The following is a 14,230-nucleotide window of genomic DNA, read 5'->3' as shown; positions in this document are numbered from 1 at the left end:
GACAATCAGCATTAGTCGTGAGGCTGTTTACTTTAGGCCGGATTTAGTAGTCGGCGACTTCCGGGCCGTTATATTCAGCTAAAATGATGTTCTTTAAATCGCGAATCAATGGTTCCTGCGGGTTCGTGACCGTACAATTATCGGTATAAGCTAATTCTGCGAGTTGGTCCACAGTTTGATCACATTGGCTCTTAGAGATGCCCTGCTCTTTCAAGGACATCTTGATCCCAACGCGTTGGGCCAAATCGATAATCGCCTGGACATATGCTTCAACCAGTTCCGCGGTGGTGTTCCCCTTGAGGCCGAGATACCGCGCAATTGTGGCGTAGTCTTCATCGGCACGGAAGTAGTTGTACTTCGCCCAGATGGCCCGCTTCTTTGGTTGACTCGCATTGAAACGAATAACGTGGGGCATTGTAATCGCAATGCAACGCCCATGAGGTAGGTGGAATTCTTGACCCAACTTGTGAGCAATACTGTGGTTAATCCCGAGCAAGGCGTTGGCAAAAGCCATCCCCGCAATTGTGGATGCGTCGTGCATCCGTGCTTTGGCTTCAAGATCTCCCTTGTAGCTAGCTTCCAGGTTATCAAAGACTAACTTGATGGCTTGTAGACTCAATCCCCGGGTGTAGTCGGTCGCCATCACAGAGACATAACTTTCTGTTGCATGCGCCAGCACGTCAAGGCCGGTATCGGCTACGACAACCGGTGGCACACTTTCGATAAATTGGCTGTCCACTAACGCCACGTCTGGGGTTAAGGCATAGTCAGCCAACGGATATTTAATATGGGTCTTTGAGTCCGTGATGACCGCAAATGGCGTCACTTCAGAGCCAGTCCCACTGGTGGTTGGAATGCAGACCAATTGTGAATTGGTCAACTTAGGGAACTTGTAGGTCCGCTTCCGGATGTCTAAGAACTTTTGCTTGGCGCCGAAGAAATCAGCATCTTTGGCATCGTAGAAGAGCCACATCCCTTTGGCTGCGTCCATCACTGAGCCCCCACCAATGGCGATAATCGTATCTGGCTGGAAGTCTTCCATCATTTGGGCCCCCTTGTACACAGTATCGGTACTTGGGTCAGGTTCGACATCCACAAAGGTTTGGACTTGCACTGGTTCGCTGCGGTTAGCTAAAACATCTTCAACAGTCTTGATGTAGCCAAGTTTCTCCATGCCGCGGTCCCCGACGATAAAAACCCGCTTCAGACCTTCCATTTTCTCCAGGTATCGCACGGAGTTTTTTTCAAAATAAATCTTTGGTGGCAATTTCATCCACTGCATATTGTTACGGCGCTTGGCCACGGTTTTGATATTCAGCAAATCAACCGTCCCAACATTATGGGAGATTGAGTTACCTCCGTAAGAGCCGCAACCCAAGGTTAAACTAGGAATCATTTCGTTATATAAGTCGCCAATCCCACCCAAGGCTGACGGCGTATTAACCAGAATCCGGCCGGCTTGCATGGTATCAGCATACTTCAAGGCTAACTCGTCATCCTTGGTGTGGATGACTGCGGTATGGCCGAGCCCACCTAAGTCGAGCATCGCTTCAGCTTTCTTGAAGGCATCATCGTGACCGCTGGCTTTAATCATCGCCAGCACGGGACTCAGTTTTTCACGGGACAACGGATAATCGGCACCCACATCTTTGATTTCAGCAACCAAAATTGGTGTGTCCGCAGGCACCGCTAAGCCCGCCCATTCAGCGATGGTGTTGGCACTTTGACCAACGACTTTTGGATTCACAGCGCCTTTTTCAAGGTTAATCACAGTGGATTCAAGTTGTTTAATTTCCTTTGGCTTAACTAGGTAAGCGCCTTGAGCGGCAAATTCAGCCCGCACTTCTTTATAGATGCTATCATCCACAATTACAGCTTGTTCTGAAGCACAGATCATCCCGTTATCAAAACTCTTACTCAAGATGAGATCATTCACGGCTTGTTTAATATTAGCGGTTGCTTCAATGTAGGCCGGTGCGTTCCCCGCACCAACGCCTAAGGCAGGCTTACCAGATGAATAGGCTGACTTCACCATGCCAGGGCCACCGGTAGCCAGAATTGTTGCAATCCCAGGATGAGTCATTAGCGCTTTGGTGGCATCCATGCTTGGCACTTCGATATATTGCAGTGCCCCTTTTGGTAATCCAGCTGCTTCAGCGGCAGTCCGGATGACTTCAAGTGCCTTGGCGGAACTCTTTTGGGCGCTTGGGTGAAAAGCAAAGATGATTGGGTTGCGAGTTTTGATTGAGATTTCTGCTTTAAACATTGTCGTACTTGTGGGATTCGTCACCGGGGTAACGCCGGCAATGACCCCGATTGGTTCTGCAATTTGGACGATTTGCCGTTCTTTATCTTCACTGATAATTCCTACCGTCTTATTGTCCTTGATTGAATGCCAAATTTCTTCGGTGGCAAACATATTCTTGATTGCTTTATCTTCATAGACGCCACGGCCTGTTTCTTCAACGGCCAGTTTTGCCAGCTCCATGTGCTGATCCAAACCAGCAATCGCCATCTGATGGACAATGTGGTCAATCTTCGCTTGGTCAAAATGCCGCATTTCATCTAACGCCCGGTGGGCATTGGTGACAAGTTCATCAATCATTTGGTCTACGTCGACAGATTTTACTTCAGTTTCGGTCACTGGTTTCAACATGGTTGTCCCTCCAAAATTTGTTAATCATTTCACAAGAACTAAGATACACCCAATATGTGAAAAAGTAAACAATAAATCCACGAAAAATTTCCATATCCGTTTAAATCGTTGATTACAAAGGATTTCGATTACAGAACTCATGTTATCTTTTGAGCTTGAACACCAAAAAAAACACCAGCCCGTCAGGCTGGTGTCGTTAATTGTACAATTAGGCTTCGTTTGCTGGCTTGTCATCAGACTTGTCAGCATCGGATGCAGCTGGTGTTTCTGGGGTTGCTGGTGCTTCCGGTGTTGTTGTCGCAGCAGGCGTTGCTGGTTGCGTAGCTGGATCGCCTTCAACCAAACGAATGGCGCTGAGATTGAATAATAAGTACACATCGCCAGCATTCAACACAACCGTTTGCTTAGCGTTGTCGATTGAATCGATTACGCCATGTAGGCCCCCGATAGTGACAACATTATCACCCTTCTTCATGCTACTAAGCATGGCTTGGCGTTGTTGCTGTTGCTTACGTTGTGGCCGGATCATTGCAAAGTACATGAATCCAAATAACAAAACTAACATCACAATCATACTAATTGAACTGTTCATTAAGACACCTCATCTTTTTAATTTCAACTTCCACTGTAACAGATTGACCACTGTTTCTCCAGTACTAGAAGTTTTTCGCGTTAGCCGCGTTATATCCATATTCCTCAAAGAAAGCTTCTCGGAATTCAAGCAATTGATCATTGGCAATAGCTTCGCGCACATTCTTCATGAGGTTCAGTAAGAAATAGAGATTGTGGTATGTCGCCAAACGCATCCCAAAGGCCTCATCCGAATGAATCAGATGCCGCACGTACGCCCGACTGTAATTGCGACACGTGTAGCAATTACAATTATCATCTAAGGGGCCAAAATCATGCGCATACTTGGCATTCTTGACTACCAGGCGGCCATGACTCGTCATCACAGTCCCGTTGCGCGCAATCCGCGTTGGAAGCACACAGTCAAACATATCAATCCCGCGCAAGGCCCCATCGATCAACGCATCCGCAGAACCAACGCCCATTAAATACCGGGGTTTGTTTTCAGGGAGCAGTGGCGTTGTGAAGTCCAAGACGTGATTCATCTCTTCTTTGGATTCGCCCACTGACAGGCCGCCAATTGAATAGCCTGGGAAATCCATGCTGACTAAATCCCGAGCACTCTGTTGGCGCAAATCCTTAAAGCCAGCCCCTTGGACAATACCAAATAATGCTTGCCAATCAGGGTTTTGATGGGCTTTAAGGCCACGTTCGGCCCAGCGACTGGTCCGTTCAACACTCTTTTTAACGTAATCATAGCTTTCAAAAAACGGTGGACATTCATCGAAGCTCATCATAATATCTGGCCCTAAAGCATTCTCGATGGCGATGGCCTTTTCAGGGCTTAAGAACATCTTGGCACCATTCAAATGATTCTTGAAGCGCACGCCCTCTTCGCTAATATTGCGCATCTCTGCGAGCGAGAAGACCTGGAACCCACCAGAATCGGTCAGAATTCCCTTGTCCCAGTTCATAAACTTGTGAAGCCCACCGGCCTCTTCGATCAATTCTTCACCGGGACGTAACCAAAGATGATAAGTGTTCGCCAAAATAATGTTGGCTCCCATTTCATCGAGTTCTTCTGGCGCCATTGTTTTCACACTAGCCAAGGTGCCGACTGGCATGAACATGGGCGTCGGAAAAGTGCCGTGGGGCGTAATAATCTCACCCAACCGGGCGCCTGAGTGTTTATCTTGATGAATCAGACGGTACTTAACTGCTGGTTCCATAACATAACTCCTTAAGTTTTAACGTGATTGTCTCACGATTCGGGCGGAATAAATAACAATAGATATAGTATAACAGAGATTGAAGCCTGAGCAATGGTATCCCGTCTCTGGCCGTTGTATAATGAAGTCGGTAGCAGGGACGTGTTTTATTTGTAAGAATAAACCACTTAGAAACTAACCATGTGATCGTTAATCAATTAATGTACGCCGCAGGGATGCGTTAGAAGAATATCTTTCACCGATGTTGGTAACTGATTTGTCCCTGCTACTCCAAAAACAGCGCCGTTATTCACGGCGCTGTTTTTGTGTGCTTGTTAATAGCCGCGATCAAGTTCGACTTGATTCTGAACTAGGGTACCATCAGCTTGAAATTGTGCTAAGTTGCGGCCAAAAATGGCGAGCGCGTCTTTCGCATAGTCGGTATACAACCCTGACATATGTGGGGCCAGTAAAACATTGTCAGCCTGCCACAAGGGGCTATTTGCCGGCAACGGTTCAGGTTCAACGACATCAATCACCGCGTATGCCAAAGTTGTCTTCAACGCTTCAATTAAGGCTGAAGTATCGACAGATGGCCCCCGCCCAACGTTGACGAAAACAGGCTTTTTGCTCAAGTGCCCAAAGAATTCGGCGTTAAAGAAATGGTGTGTCTTGGCCGTCAAAGGCAACACATTGACAATCACGTCACTATCAACGGCGACTGCCAAGCTACTTGTGTCGTCAACGGTTTTGTCGAAAAAGTCAACCGGATGGCCATCATGATTGACCCCGACAGTCTTCATCCCGAATGCTTGGGCCAATTTGGCGATGGCTTGCCCGATATGTCCCGTCCCATAGACCAGCATCTGCTGACCGGCTAAAACGCCGAGCATAGCGGGCCGCTGCCAGGTTGCTTTTTGCTGGTTCGCGGCGGCAAAGTCAATTCCCCGGGTATGGTATAACAAGCCACCCATGACGAATTCCGAAATTGGTGTGGCGTGAATCCCGCTGACATTCGACACCATCACCCCTGCTTTAGCAAAAGCTTCTAGGGGCAAATAATCGACACCAGCCGAGAAAGCCTGGACCCATTTCAGCTGGGACTGAGGTAAGCCTAACAAGCGTTGGCCCAACGTTGGCTCCCAGCCGAGGGTCACCTCTACCTTCGCTAATTGCGCGTCGGTGAGTGGCTGGCTTGCCACTAGGACCTCGAGGTTAGGTGTCTGGCTGAGTGTTTGTTTAACAGTTTGAACATCTGCATCTGCTAGTTGCATGACTAATAGTGTTGTCATTCGCGAAAACCCCTTTATCCAAAAGTCTGGTACTGGCTTATTTTAATAGATATACATTGCATCGCCAAAGCTAAAGAACCGATAGCGTTCATCAATGGCATGTTGGTAGGCATTCAAAATATTCTCGCGCCCAGTGAAAGCTGCCACGAGCATCACTAATGTAGACTTTGGTAAGTGGAAGTTCGTGATAAAGGCATCCACCACTTGCCATTTGTACCCAGGCTTAATGAAAATGTCAGTCCAGCCCGAATCGGCCTTGATTTCGCCATTGAACTTAGTCCCGATGGTTTCAAGTGTCCTGATTGACGTCGTCCCGGTGGCAATAATGCGGCCCCCGTTAGCCTTGACAGCTGTTAACTCGGCCGCTGCTTCTTCTGTCAGACGGTAAAATTCGCTATGCATCTTATGATCTTCAATATTGTCTTCAGACACAGGCCGGAACGTTCCCAAGCCCACGTGGAGGGTTAAATAAACAAGTTTGACCCCTTTGGCTTGCGCTTTGTCCAGCAATTCTTTGGTCCAATGCAACCCCGCTGTTGGGGCAGCTGCAGAACCCACTTCTCGGGCATAAACTGTTTGATACATCTCAGGATCATCGAGTTTTTCTTTAATGTAAGGTGGTAGTGGGGTTTCACCCAGTTGTTCGAGAACTTCCATGAAAATTCCGGAATAACTGAATTCAACAATCCGACCACCATGATCGAGTTCTTCCAAAACTGTGGCCACTAATAAACCATCGCCAAACGTAACCTTCGTGCCAACTGGAGCCTTACGAGCTGGTTTCATTAAGGTTTCCCACTTGTCGCCTTCAATATTGGTCAACAATAATACTTCCATGTGAGCGCCAGTGTCTGCTTTCACGCCATATAAGCGGGCCGGCATCACCCGGGTATCGTTCATTACGACGGCATCCCCAGGATTCAGATAGTCAATAATGTCATAGAAGTGCTTGTCTTCCATCGCACCAGTAGTGTGATTAAGGGTCAGTAAGCGACTTGCATCCCGCTCTTTTAGCGGCGTTTGGGCAATCAGTTCTTCAGGTAAGTTATAGTCGAAATCTTCAGTTGTGAGCACAATAATTCCTTCCAATCATTCAGAGTATGGCAAGCCAAGATGCGCGAAACCAGCGGGTGTCACTTGGCGACCCCGCGGTGTGCGCTTAAGCAAACCAATTTGTAAGAGATACGGTTCATACATTTCTTCAATAGTGGTACTTTCTTCACCAATATTAGCGGCAATTGTGTTCAGTCCCACTGGGCCACCGTTATAATCGCGAATCATGAACTGCAGTAATTTCCGGTCCACCTGATCTAAGCCCAACTGATCAACCTGTAACTGGTCAAGCGCGTGATCAACGATGGCTAGTGAGACTGTTTCGGCCCCAGCAACATCAGCAAAATCGCGAATCCGCTTGAGCAGCCGATTGGCAATCCGCGGGGTCCCCCGTGAGCGGCGGGCAATTTCATGCGCCCCTTGATCGTCCAGTTGCAGATTAAAGACTGTCGCCGAGCGATACACAATGGCAGTCAGATCCGCCTCCGTATAGTACGCCATATGCGCCGCAATCCCAAACCGATCGCGCAGTGGTGCCGATAGCACGCCGGCCCGGGTGGTGGCGCCGATGAGCGTGAACGGTGGCAATGGGAAATGTACCGGATGAGCTGTGGGGCCTTGGCCGACCACAATATCAATGTAAAAGTCTTCCATCGCCGAATAGAGCATTTCTTCGACAATCTTTGGCAGGCGGTGAATTTCGTCAATGAATAAAACATCGCCAGCTTGTAATTCATTTAGTAAGGCGACCAAATCGCCGGGCCGCTCAATGGCCGGCCCACTGGTTGTCTTAATATTGACCCCCAGCTCATTGGCAATCACTAAGGCCAGGGTGGTTTTACCCAAACCTGGCGGCCCATAGAGTAGCACATGGTCAAGGGATTCTTCCCGTTGTTTAGCGGCCTGAATATACACTTCTAGCTGCGACTTCACTGCCTCCTGGCCAATATACTGGCTCAGAGTTTGTGGCCGCAACGATAGTTCAATAGGTTCTTCGTCGGGATTGACCTGACTTGAAGTCAACCGATCGTCTTCCGCCACGTCATTACCTCCCAATCGTTAACATTTTTAATCCAGTACGCAAATAAGCATCCGTCGCCATAGCAGGTTCCTGGGCTAGTGCTTTTTGGACCCGAGCAATTTCTTTTTCTGAGTAACCCAAGGCCAACAACGCTGCTAGCGCATCATCCAGAGCTGGTGAGGCTGAAGATGTCGGCGTTTCAATTGGGGCGGCTTGTAATTTACCTTTTAAATCAAGCACAATCTGAGCGGCAGTCTTCTTGCCAATCCCAGGAAACTTGGTCAAAAAAGTGACATTCTCGCTGGCAATGGCTTCAGTCAAGGTAGTCTTGTCGCCGTTAGCCAGAATTGCCAAGGCCGACTTAGGCCCAATCCCAGTCACAGAGAGCAACTGATTAAAGAGGCCTTTTTGTTCGGCATCAATGAAACCGTAAAGACTTTGGTCATTGTCGCGAATGATTTGTTGGACATAAATCGTTGTGGTCTGGCCTTCTGAATAATGGTAAGGATTGGCCACCAGCAAACGATAGCCGATCCCACTCACGTCTAAAACGACATAAGCCGGCGTAATCGCGGCCACTGTGCCTTTGAAATACTCGTACATAATTTGCCTCGCTTTTCAGTACATATGTTTGGTTTATTGTAGCACAGAATTCGTGCGCCTTCCTAGCGTCCTTTGGTATAATACGTTAACCACTGCTGGACAGTTAGGAGGGACTCAGATGTCAGCCACTACCTCGCGTCGTCTTATCAATTCAACCGCTATTGTCAGCCTCATCTTTGCTGTATGCTTAAGTATTTATTGGTGGCAGCTAGGCGTGTTTAATGATCTCGAAAGCTTTCAGACCTATCTGCTAGCTGCCGGCCTCATTGGGCCCCTCCTCTTTATTCTGGTCCAGATTATTCAAGTCGTGATTCCCATTATTCCTGGAGGGATTAGTACCGCTGTGGGCGTGTTGCTCTTTGGGCCCTGGTGGGGATTCTTGTATAACTACGTCGGCATCAGCATTGGATCATTCATCAACTTCTGGCTAGCACGGCGTTATGGCAAGCCCTTTATCTTGCACATTATTTCTGAAGCCACGTATGACAAGTACATCGGCTACACCAAAAATCAGCAAAAATTCGATTGGTTCTTCGCCATCGCCATCGTGATGCCCGTGGCCCCAGACGACGTTCTCTGTCTGCTAGCCGGGCTCACTCAAATGAGTTGGGTGAAGTACTTCTGGATCATTATCTTGGGCAAACCCATCACAATCGCGGCTTACAGCTTTGCCCTGGTTTATGGCGTCCAATGGTTAACAAATCTCTTCTAAAAAACAAGCGTGGGTCTAGCCTCAAAAAGGTTAGACCCACGCTTTTTAGTTGGCCCTCAGCATGCGAGCAAGTGTGCTGACAGGTAAACCAACCACATTATAGAAGTCCCCGTCAATCCGTTCGACCAGACGGGCACCGTAACCCTGAATGCCATAACTACCGGCTTTATCGCGATACTCATTCGTGTCGAGATAAGCTTCAATCTCAGCGGCTGTCAAGGGCCAGAACCAGACCTTAGTCTCGACGACTGCTCGGGTAGCCGGTTGCTTAGGCTGCAAAACTTGGACGCCGGTATAGACTTCATGGACTTGGCCACTGAGCATGTGCAAGGTGTCAAAAGCGGCTTGGCGATTAGCTGGCTTACCTAATAGCTGGTGCTGATAACTGACCATGGTATCCGCGGTAATAATGGTGGCCATCGGATACCGCTTAGCCAGGTCAGCACCCTTTTCTGCCGCGAGAGAAGCCACATACTCTGGCGCCGGCAGAATTGGTAATGCGCGTTCATCAATTTGGGCCGGTTGAACCTCAAAATCTGGCACAATTAAGCGCAGTAGTTCTTGGCGGCGAGGGGAACGACTACCTAAGATAATCATGCGTCTAACTCCCCGCTTTCGTGGCCATCTTGAATACGTTTGAACATCTTATTGAGATCGTTATTGGAGAAATGCACCAGCACAGGGCGACCATGAGGACAATTGAATGGATTCTCAGCCGCGGCTAACTTACTCAAAAGGGCCTGGGCTTGTTTAGAATCCAGATGATGATTGGCTTTAATTGCCCGCTTACAGCTCATCATAATCGCCGTTTGTTCGCGGAACTTGGCGACACTGATTGTCCCGTCTCGCAAGACCCAGTCGACCATTTCCCTAATGGTGTCCTCTTCTTGTCCAGCCTTAAACCAAGTGGGATGTTCTCGAACGACAAAAGTATTCTGACCGAAATCTTCGAGATTGAGGCCCACTTCTGCTAACACATCGCGATGTTGCCTAATCGTAACGGCGTCGTCGGCTGGATAATCCAAGGTGATTGGGACCAACAAGTGTTGGCCGGCCGAGCTGACTTTGCCAATTTCTTCCCGATAGAATTCATAATTAACCCGCTCTTGGGCAGCATGCTGGTCAAGAATATAGAAGCCTTCGTCACTCTCGGCTAACAAGAATGTCCCATGCAGCTGAGCCAAGAAGCGCAATTGCGGAAAGCGTTCCACTGGCGCCGGGTCAGGCTCTGCCACCGCGGTGAACGCTGGTTGGGCAGGATGTAAATACTTGGCATCCCACGCCGCTAAGCGATCCGGATCTTTAAAAATCGGGGTCGATGGCAAATCATCGATGGCTAGCCCCTGACTAGGCGTCTCTAGCGAAACAACTGGTTCTGCGACCTGTGTGGGTTGCGGGGTCGCAATTGGGGCTGGCGACACGGGCCGCTCAGGCGCGTGATTGGACGCCGCGTTCAAGTCAAAGGTCAATTGATCCATGTCCAGCTTACTGCCGCGCAAATTATGCAGTGCTTCTGGAATCAAATTCTCACTCGCCAATCGCTCCTGAACCGCTTGGGTAAGTAGCTGAGCAAGATTGTCTTCCTTGCTTAGCCGCACTTCTTGCTTCGTGGGGTGGACGTTCACATCGACGAGTAGCGGATCCATTTCAATGGCAATGACTGCAATGGGATAGCGGCCGACCATCAATTTAGAGCCATAACCAGCAATAAGCGCCTTAGTCAGCGCCAAGTTCTTAATATACCGGCCATTAATCATAAAGGATAAGTAATTCCGACTAGCCCGAGTTGTATCAGGTAAACTGGTAAATCCATGCACCTTGAAATCTAAATCCTGACTTTCAAAGTCCAACATCGACTTAGCAGTTGTGACCCCGTAAATACCGGCTAAGGTTTGCTGCAGATCACCATGACCCGCCGTTTTCAGCATCAGATTATCATTATGCCGGAGCGTGAAGGCCACTTGTGGATTGGCTAAGGCAAGTCGATTGATAATATCGACGATTTTGGCTAGTTCGGTCTGCTGGGACTTCACGTACTTCAACCGCGCCGGCGTATTATAGAACAAGTCATCTACCTGCACTTGCGTCCCTGGGCGCAAAGCAGCAGTTTCTGGCGTCCCAATTTCGCCGCCGTTGACTTGAATCTTGGTCCCCACGCCAGCTGTGGTCGCTGTTTCTAAATTGACTTTGGCGACTGCGGCGATGCTAGCCAACGCCTCACCTCGAAAGCCGAGTGAATGCACATTAAATAAATCCCGCGTGGTGAGAATTTTGGAGGTGGCATGCCGCAAGAAAGCGACTGGCACATCGTCAGGTTCGATGCCTGCGCCATTATCCACCACTTGGATTTGCGCGAGCCCAGCATCTTTGACGCTAACGTCTACCTGGGTCGCGCCAGCGTCGATACTGTTTTCAACTAACTCCTTGACCACGGAAGCGGGCCGTTCGACCACTTCGCCGGCTGCGATCTGATTGCTGAGTGTTTCAGATAATTGATGAATTTTTGACATCAAATCACTTCTTTTTTAGTTGTTTTTGGAGGTTATAAATCAGGTTCATAGCGTCCATTGGCGTTGAATCGAGTAAGTCGAAATTATTGAGCGCCTTTAAGACTGGACTAGGCACTGATTCTACCACTGGTTCGGGCACAAATAAATCAAGTTGGCCACTATCTTCGGCAACCGTCTCCACATCAGGCTTGGGTTCGGCTTCCAAGTGATCCAAAATAACATTGGCTCGGTCCAGCAAAGTGTCTGGTAACCCAGCTAACTTGGCTACGTGAATCCCATAGGACTTATCAGCCGGACCTGCAAGCATCTTGTGCAAGAAGACAAGATTGCCCTTCTCTTCCACTGCCCCGACATGGACATTTTCCAGGTGGGCCAGAGAATCAGCCAACGCCGTCAACTCGTGATAATGGGTTGAGAACAACGTTTTGGCATGGACATGGTCGTGCAAATATTCAATGATAGCTTGGGCTAAAGCCATTCCATCGTAGGTCGCAGTCCCCCGACCAATTTCGTCAAAAAGAATCAGGCTGGAAGCTGTCGCATGACTCAAAGCTGCATTTGCTTCTAGCATTTCAACCATGAACGTACTTTGGCCACTAGCCAAGTCATCCGCCGCCCCAATGCGGGTAAAGATGTGATCAAAAATGGGTAAGTCGGCACTGTCGGCCGGCACAAATGAGCCAGCTTGAGCCATGATGACAATCAGCGCCAGTTGACGCATATAGGTACTCTTCCCTGACATATTAGGGCCAGTAATCAGTAACATATCGGTCTCATCGTTCATGACCACATCATTAGGGATATATTGCTGCGAGCCAATCACCTTTTCAACCACTGGATGCCGGCCACCGCGAATGGCTAAATCGTGAGAGTTTGGGATCATATTGGGCCGGACGTAATGTTGATTTTCAGCCACAACCGCAAAACTTTGTAAAACATCCAGGGCCGCGATTTGACTGGCAAGGGTTTGTAACCGTTCAATCTGTTGTTTGACCTGTTCACGGATATCTTGAAACAGCGCATACTCGAGATTTGTCGCTGAACTTTCAGCCTCCAGAATCTGAGTTTCTTTGTCTTTCAGTGCCGGCGTAATAAACCGCTCCGCATTGGTTAGGGTCTGCTTACGTTCATAGCGTTCGGGGACTCGGTCTAGGTTTGACTTAGTGATTTCAATGTAATAGCCAAAAACTTTATTGTAGCGGATCTTCAGGTTATGAATGCCAGTCGTTTCGCGCTCCGTGGCTTCAAGCTCTGCCAGCCACTGTTTACTGTTTTGCATGACATCGCGATAGCCGTCGAGTCGTGCATTATAACCGGTTTTGATGACGTCGCCATCCGTGACAGAAATCGGAGCATCAGGATTAATGGCACGGCTAATCAAGTCCGCCACGTCCGAAACGGGGTCCAATTGGACTTGAAAATCAGCAAAGGCATCTGAATCGAAACGTTGCAAAATACCAACAATCTCTGGGATTTGAGCCAAGGAAGTCTGTAATTGAATCAAGTCACGGCCGTTAACCGTGCCAAAAGCCACCCGGCCAGCGAGACGCTCGAGGTCATAAACCTTCGTCAAATGATCTTGCAATTCACTGCGTTCAAAGAACTGATCGATCAGAGCTTGCACCCGTTGCTGCCGCTGTTTAATCGCGGTTAAATCCAGCAATGGCCGTTCCAGCCAGCGTTTGAGCAGTCGACCGCCCATGGCTGTCTTGGTGGCATCCAAAAGCCACAAAAGGGTATCAGCCTTCTTACCTGACCGACTATTCACCAGAATATCTAGATTGGTACGAGCATCCTGGTCCATTTCTAAATACGCAGATGGTGCATACACAACAGCCTTTTGCATGTGGGCAAGGCTTCGCTTTTGCGTATCCAACACGTACTGCATTAACAAAGTAACGGCCGCAATTTGAGCGGCATCTGTCAAATCTTGGATGACATAACTGACTTCAGCGTGGGCGCCCGTATCAGTTTGCTTTGAAATCAGGCGATCTTGTTGGGCCAAGACTTCAGTAGCATCGTCAGCTAAGTCAGGCCGCACCACGACTTCTTTAGTGCTGAGCGCCGAGAGTTCATTCTGGACAGCAGACAATTGTGCCAAGGAAGTGACATTCAACTCCCCAGTCGACAAGTCGGTGTAAGCCAAACCAAATCCTTGGTCTGTGGCGACAACCGCAGTCAAATAATTGTTTGACTTGGCTGCTCCGGCTTTGATATCAGTCGTTGTCCCAGGTGTCACTAACTGAATCACCTCGCGCTTAACCATTCCCTGAGCCAATTTGGGATCTTCTACTTGTTCACAAATGGCGACTTTATAGCCTTGTTCAACCAAAATATCAATGTAACTGGCTGCAGCATGGTGTGGCACCCCTGCCATCGGAATTGGGTCGTCAGCACTCTTATTCCGTGCCGTCAGCGTCAGTTCTAGTAATTGCGAGCCTTTAATCGCATCATCGTAGAACAACTCATAAAAGTCGCCGATCCGATAAAACAAGAAGGCATCTGGATATTGCGCCTTAATGGCATTATATTGTTGCATCATTGGTGTTTCACTGGTTTTTTGCGGCATCCATTTCACCCATTTTCGTTTGACTTTCTCTGACCA

General features: G+C 48.6%; 11 protein-coding genes. 1 reads left to right on the top strand and 10 read right to left on the bottom strand.

The genetic code is table 11. The annotated features are described in order from the left end of the window. Positions 1 to 43 precede the first annotated feature (43 nt). The 7 genes from adhE to ruvA form a co-directional block, all read right to left on the bottom strand. Positions 44 to 2,656 carry a bifunctional acetaldehyde-CoA/alcohol dehydrogenase gene (gene adhE / locus FC34_RS08145; RefSeq protein ID WP_057894923.1) on the bottom strand — a complete coding sequence of 871 codons (2,613 nt, stop codon included), beginning with the start codon at positions 2,654 to 2,656 and terminating at the stop codon, positions 44 to 46. A gap of 208 nt (positions 2,657 to 2,864) precedes the next feature. Continuing rightward, on the bottom strand, positions 2,865 to 3,248 hold the full coding sequence (yajC, locus tag FC34_RS08140; protein WP_057894922.1) for a preprotein translocase subunit YajC: 384 nt from the start codon (positions 3,246 to 3,248) through the stop codon (positions 2,865 to 2,867). A 64-nt stretch (positions 3,249 to 3,312) separates the two neighbouring features. Beyond that, on the bottom strand, positions 3,313 to 4,455 hold the full coding sequence (gene tgt, locus FC34_RS08135; RefSeq protein WP_057894921.1) for a tRNA guanosine(34) transglycosylase Tgt: 1,143 nt from the start codon (positions 4,453 to 4,455) through the stop codon (positions 3,313 to 3,315). Between the two features lie 314 nt (positions 4,456 to 4,769). Next, positions 4,770 to 5,726, bottom strand: coding sequence for a phosphoglycerate dehydrogenase (locus FC34_RS08130; protein ID WP_057894920.1), 957 nt, complete (start codon positions 5,724 to 5,726; stop codon positions 4,770 to 4,772). Positions 5,727 to 5,768: 42 nt separating this feature from the next. After that, positions 5,769 to 6,803, bottom strand: a complete 1,035-nt coding sequence (gene queA, locus FC34_RS08125; protein WP_057894982.1) for a tRNA preQ1(34) S-adenosylmethionine ribosyltransferase-isomerase QueA — start codon at positions 6,801 to 6,803, stop codon at positions 5,769 to 5,771. 12 nt (positions 6,804 to 6,815) lie between these two features. Beyond that, positions 6,816 to 7,820, bottom strand: coding sequence for a Holliday junction branch migration DNA helicase RuvB (gene ruvB, locus FC34_RS08120; protein WP_057894919.1), 1,005 nt, complete (start codon positions 7,818 to 7,820; stop codon positions 6,816 to 6,818). A gap of 4 nt (positions 7,821 to 7,824) precedes the next feature. Beyond that, positions 7,825 to 8,403 carry a Holliday junction branch migration protein RuvA gene (gene ruvA / locus FC34_RS08115; RefSeq protein WP_057894918.1) on the bottom strand — a complete coding sequence of 193 codons (579 nt, stop codon included), beginning with the start codon at positions 8,401 to 8,403 and terminating at the stop codon, positions 7,825 to 7,827. Positions 8,404 to 8,521: 118 nt separating this feature from the next. On the opposite strand from ruvA, the gene FC34_RS08110 reads away from it, so the two are divergent. Then, positions 8,522 to 9,115, top strand: coding sequence for a TVP38/TMEM64 family protein (locus FC34_RS08110; RefSeq protein ID WP_057894917.1), 594 nt, complete (start codon positions 8,522 to 8,524; stop codon positions 9,113 to 9,115). A gap of 45 nt (positions 9,116 to 9,160) precedes the next feature. Here the strand turns inward: FC34_RS08110 and FC34_RS08105 are convergent, their stop codons facing one another. From FC34_RS08105 to mutS, 3 genes are read right to left on the bottom strand one after another with little or no spacing between them, the layout of a single operon-like run. Beyond that, positions 9,161 to 9,712, bottom strand: coding sequence for a Maf family protein (locus FC34_RS08105; RefSeq protein ID WP_057894916.1), 552 nt, complete (start codon positions 9,710 to 9,712; stop codon positions 9,161 to 9,163). Continuing rightward, complete coding sequence (gene mutL, locus FC34_RS08100) at positions 9,709 to 11,625, bottom strand: DNA mismatch repair endonuclease MutL (protein ID WP_057894915.1); 1,917 nt, start codon at positions 11,623 to 11,625, stop codon at positions 9,709 to 9,711. Before mutL ends, FC34_RS08105 begins: the two co-directional genes overlap by 4 nt. 4 nt (positions 11,626 to 11,629) lie before the next feature. Then, positions 11,630 to 14,194 carry a DNA mismatch repair protein MutS gene (gene mutS, locus FC34_RS08095; protein WP_057894914.1) on the bottom strand — a complete coding sequence of 855 codons (2,565 nt, stop codon included), beginning with the start codon at positions 14,192 to 14,194 and terminating at the stop codon, positions 11,630 to 11,632. Positions 14,195 to 14,230: the final 36 nt, after the last annotated feature.

The sequence above is a fragment of the Lacticaseibacillus brantae DSM 23927 genome (genome assembly GCF_001436115.1).
Classification (GTDB): domain Bacteria; phylum Bacillota; class Bacilli; order Lactobacillales; family Lactobacillaceae; genus Lacticaseibacillus; species Lacticaseibacillus brantae.
The sequence above is the reverse complement of the archived record's forward strand: the minus strand, read 5'-3'. Positions and strand labels throughout refer to the sequence as shown.

Coding starts and splice junctions, on each gene's coding strand:
- adhE (WP_057894923.1), bottom strand. CDS start 2,656: ATGTTGAAACCAGTGACCGAAACTGAAGTAAAATCTGTCGACGTAGAC.
- yajC (WP_057894922.1), bottom strand. CDS start 3,248: ATGAACAGTTCAATTAGTATGATTGTGATGTTAGTTTTGTTATTTGGA.
- tgt (WP_057894921.1), bottom strand. CDS start 4,455: ATGGAACCAGCAGTTAAGTACCGTCTGATTCATCAAGATAAACACTCA.
- FC34_RS08130 (WP_057894920.1), bottom strand. CDS start 5,726: ATGACAACACTATTAGTCATGCAACTAGCAGATGCAGATGTTCAAACT.
- ruvA (WP_057894918.1), bottom strand. CDS start 8,403: ATGTACGAGTATTTCAAAGGCACAGTGGCCGCGATTACGCCGGCTTAT.
- FC34_RS08110 (WP_057894917.1), top strand. CDS start 8,522: ATGTCAGCCACTACCTCGCGTCGTCTTATCAATTCAACCGCTATTGTC.
- FC34_RS08105 (WP_057894916.1), bottom strand. CDS start 9,712: ATGATTATCTTAGGTAGTCGTTCCCCTCGCCGCCAAGAACTACTGCGC.
- mutL (WP_057894915.1), bottom strand. CDS start 11,625: ATGTCAAAAATTCATCAATTATCTGAAACACTCAGCAATCAGATCGCA.
- mutS (WP_057894914.1), bottom strand. CDS start 14,194: ATGCCGCAAAAAACCAGTGAAACACCAATGATGCAACAATATAATGCC.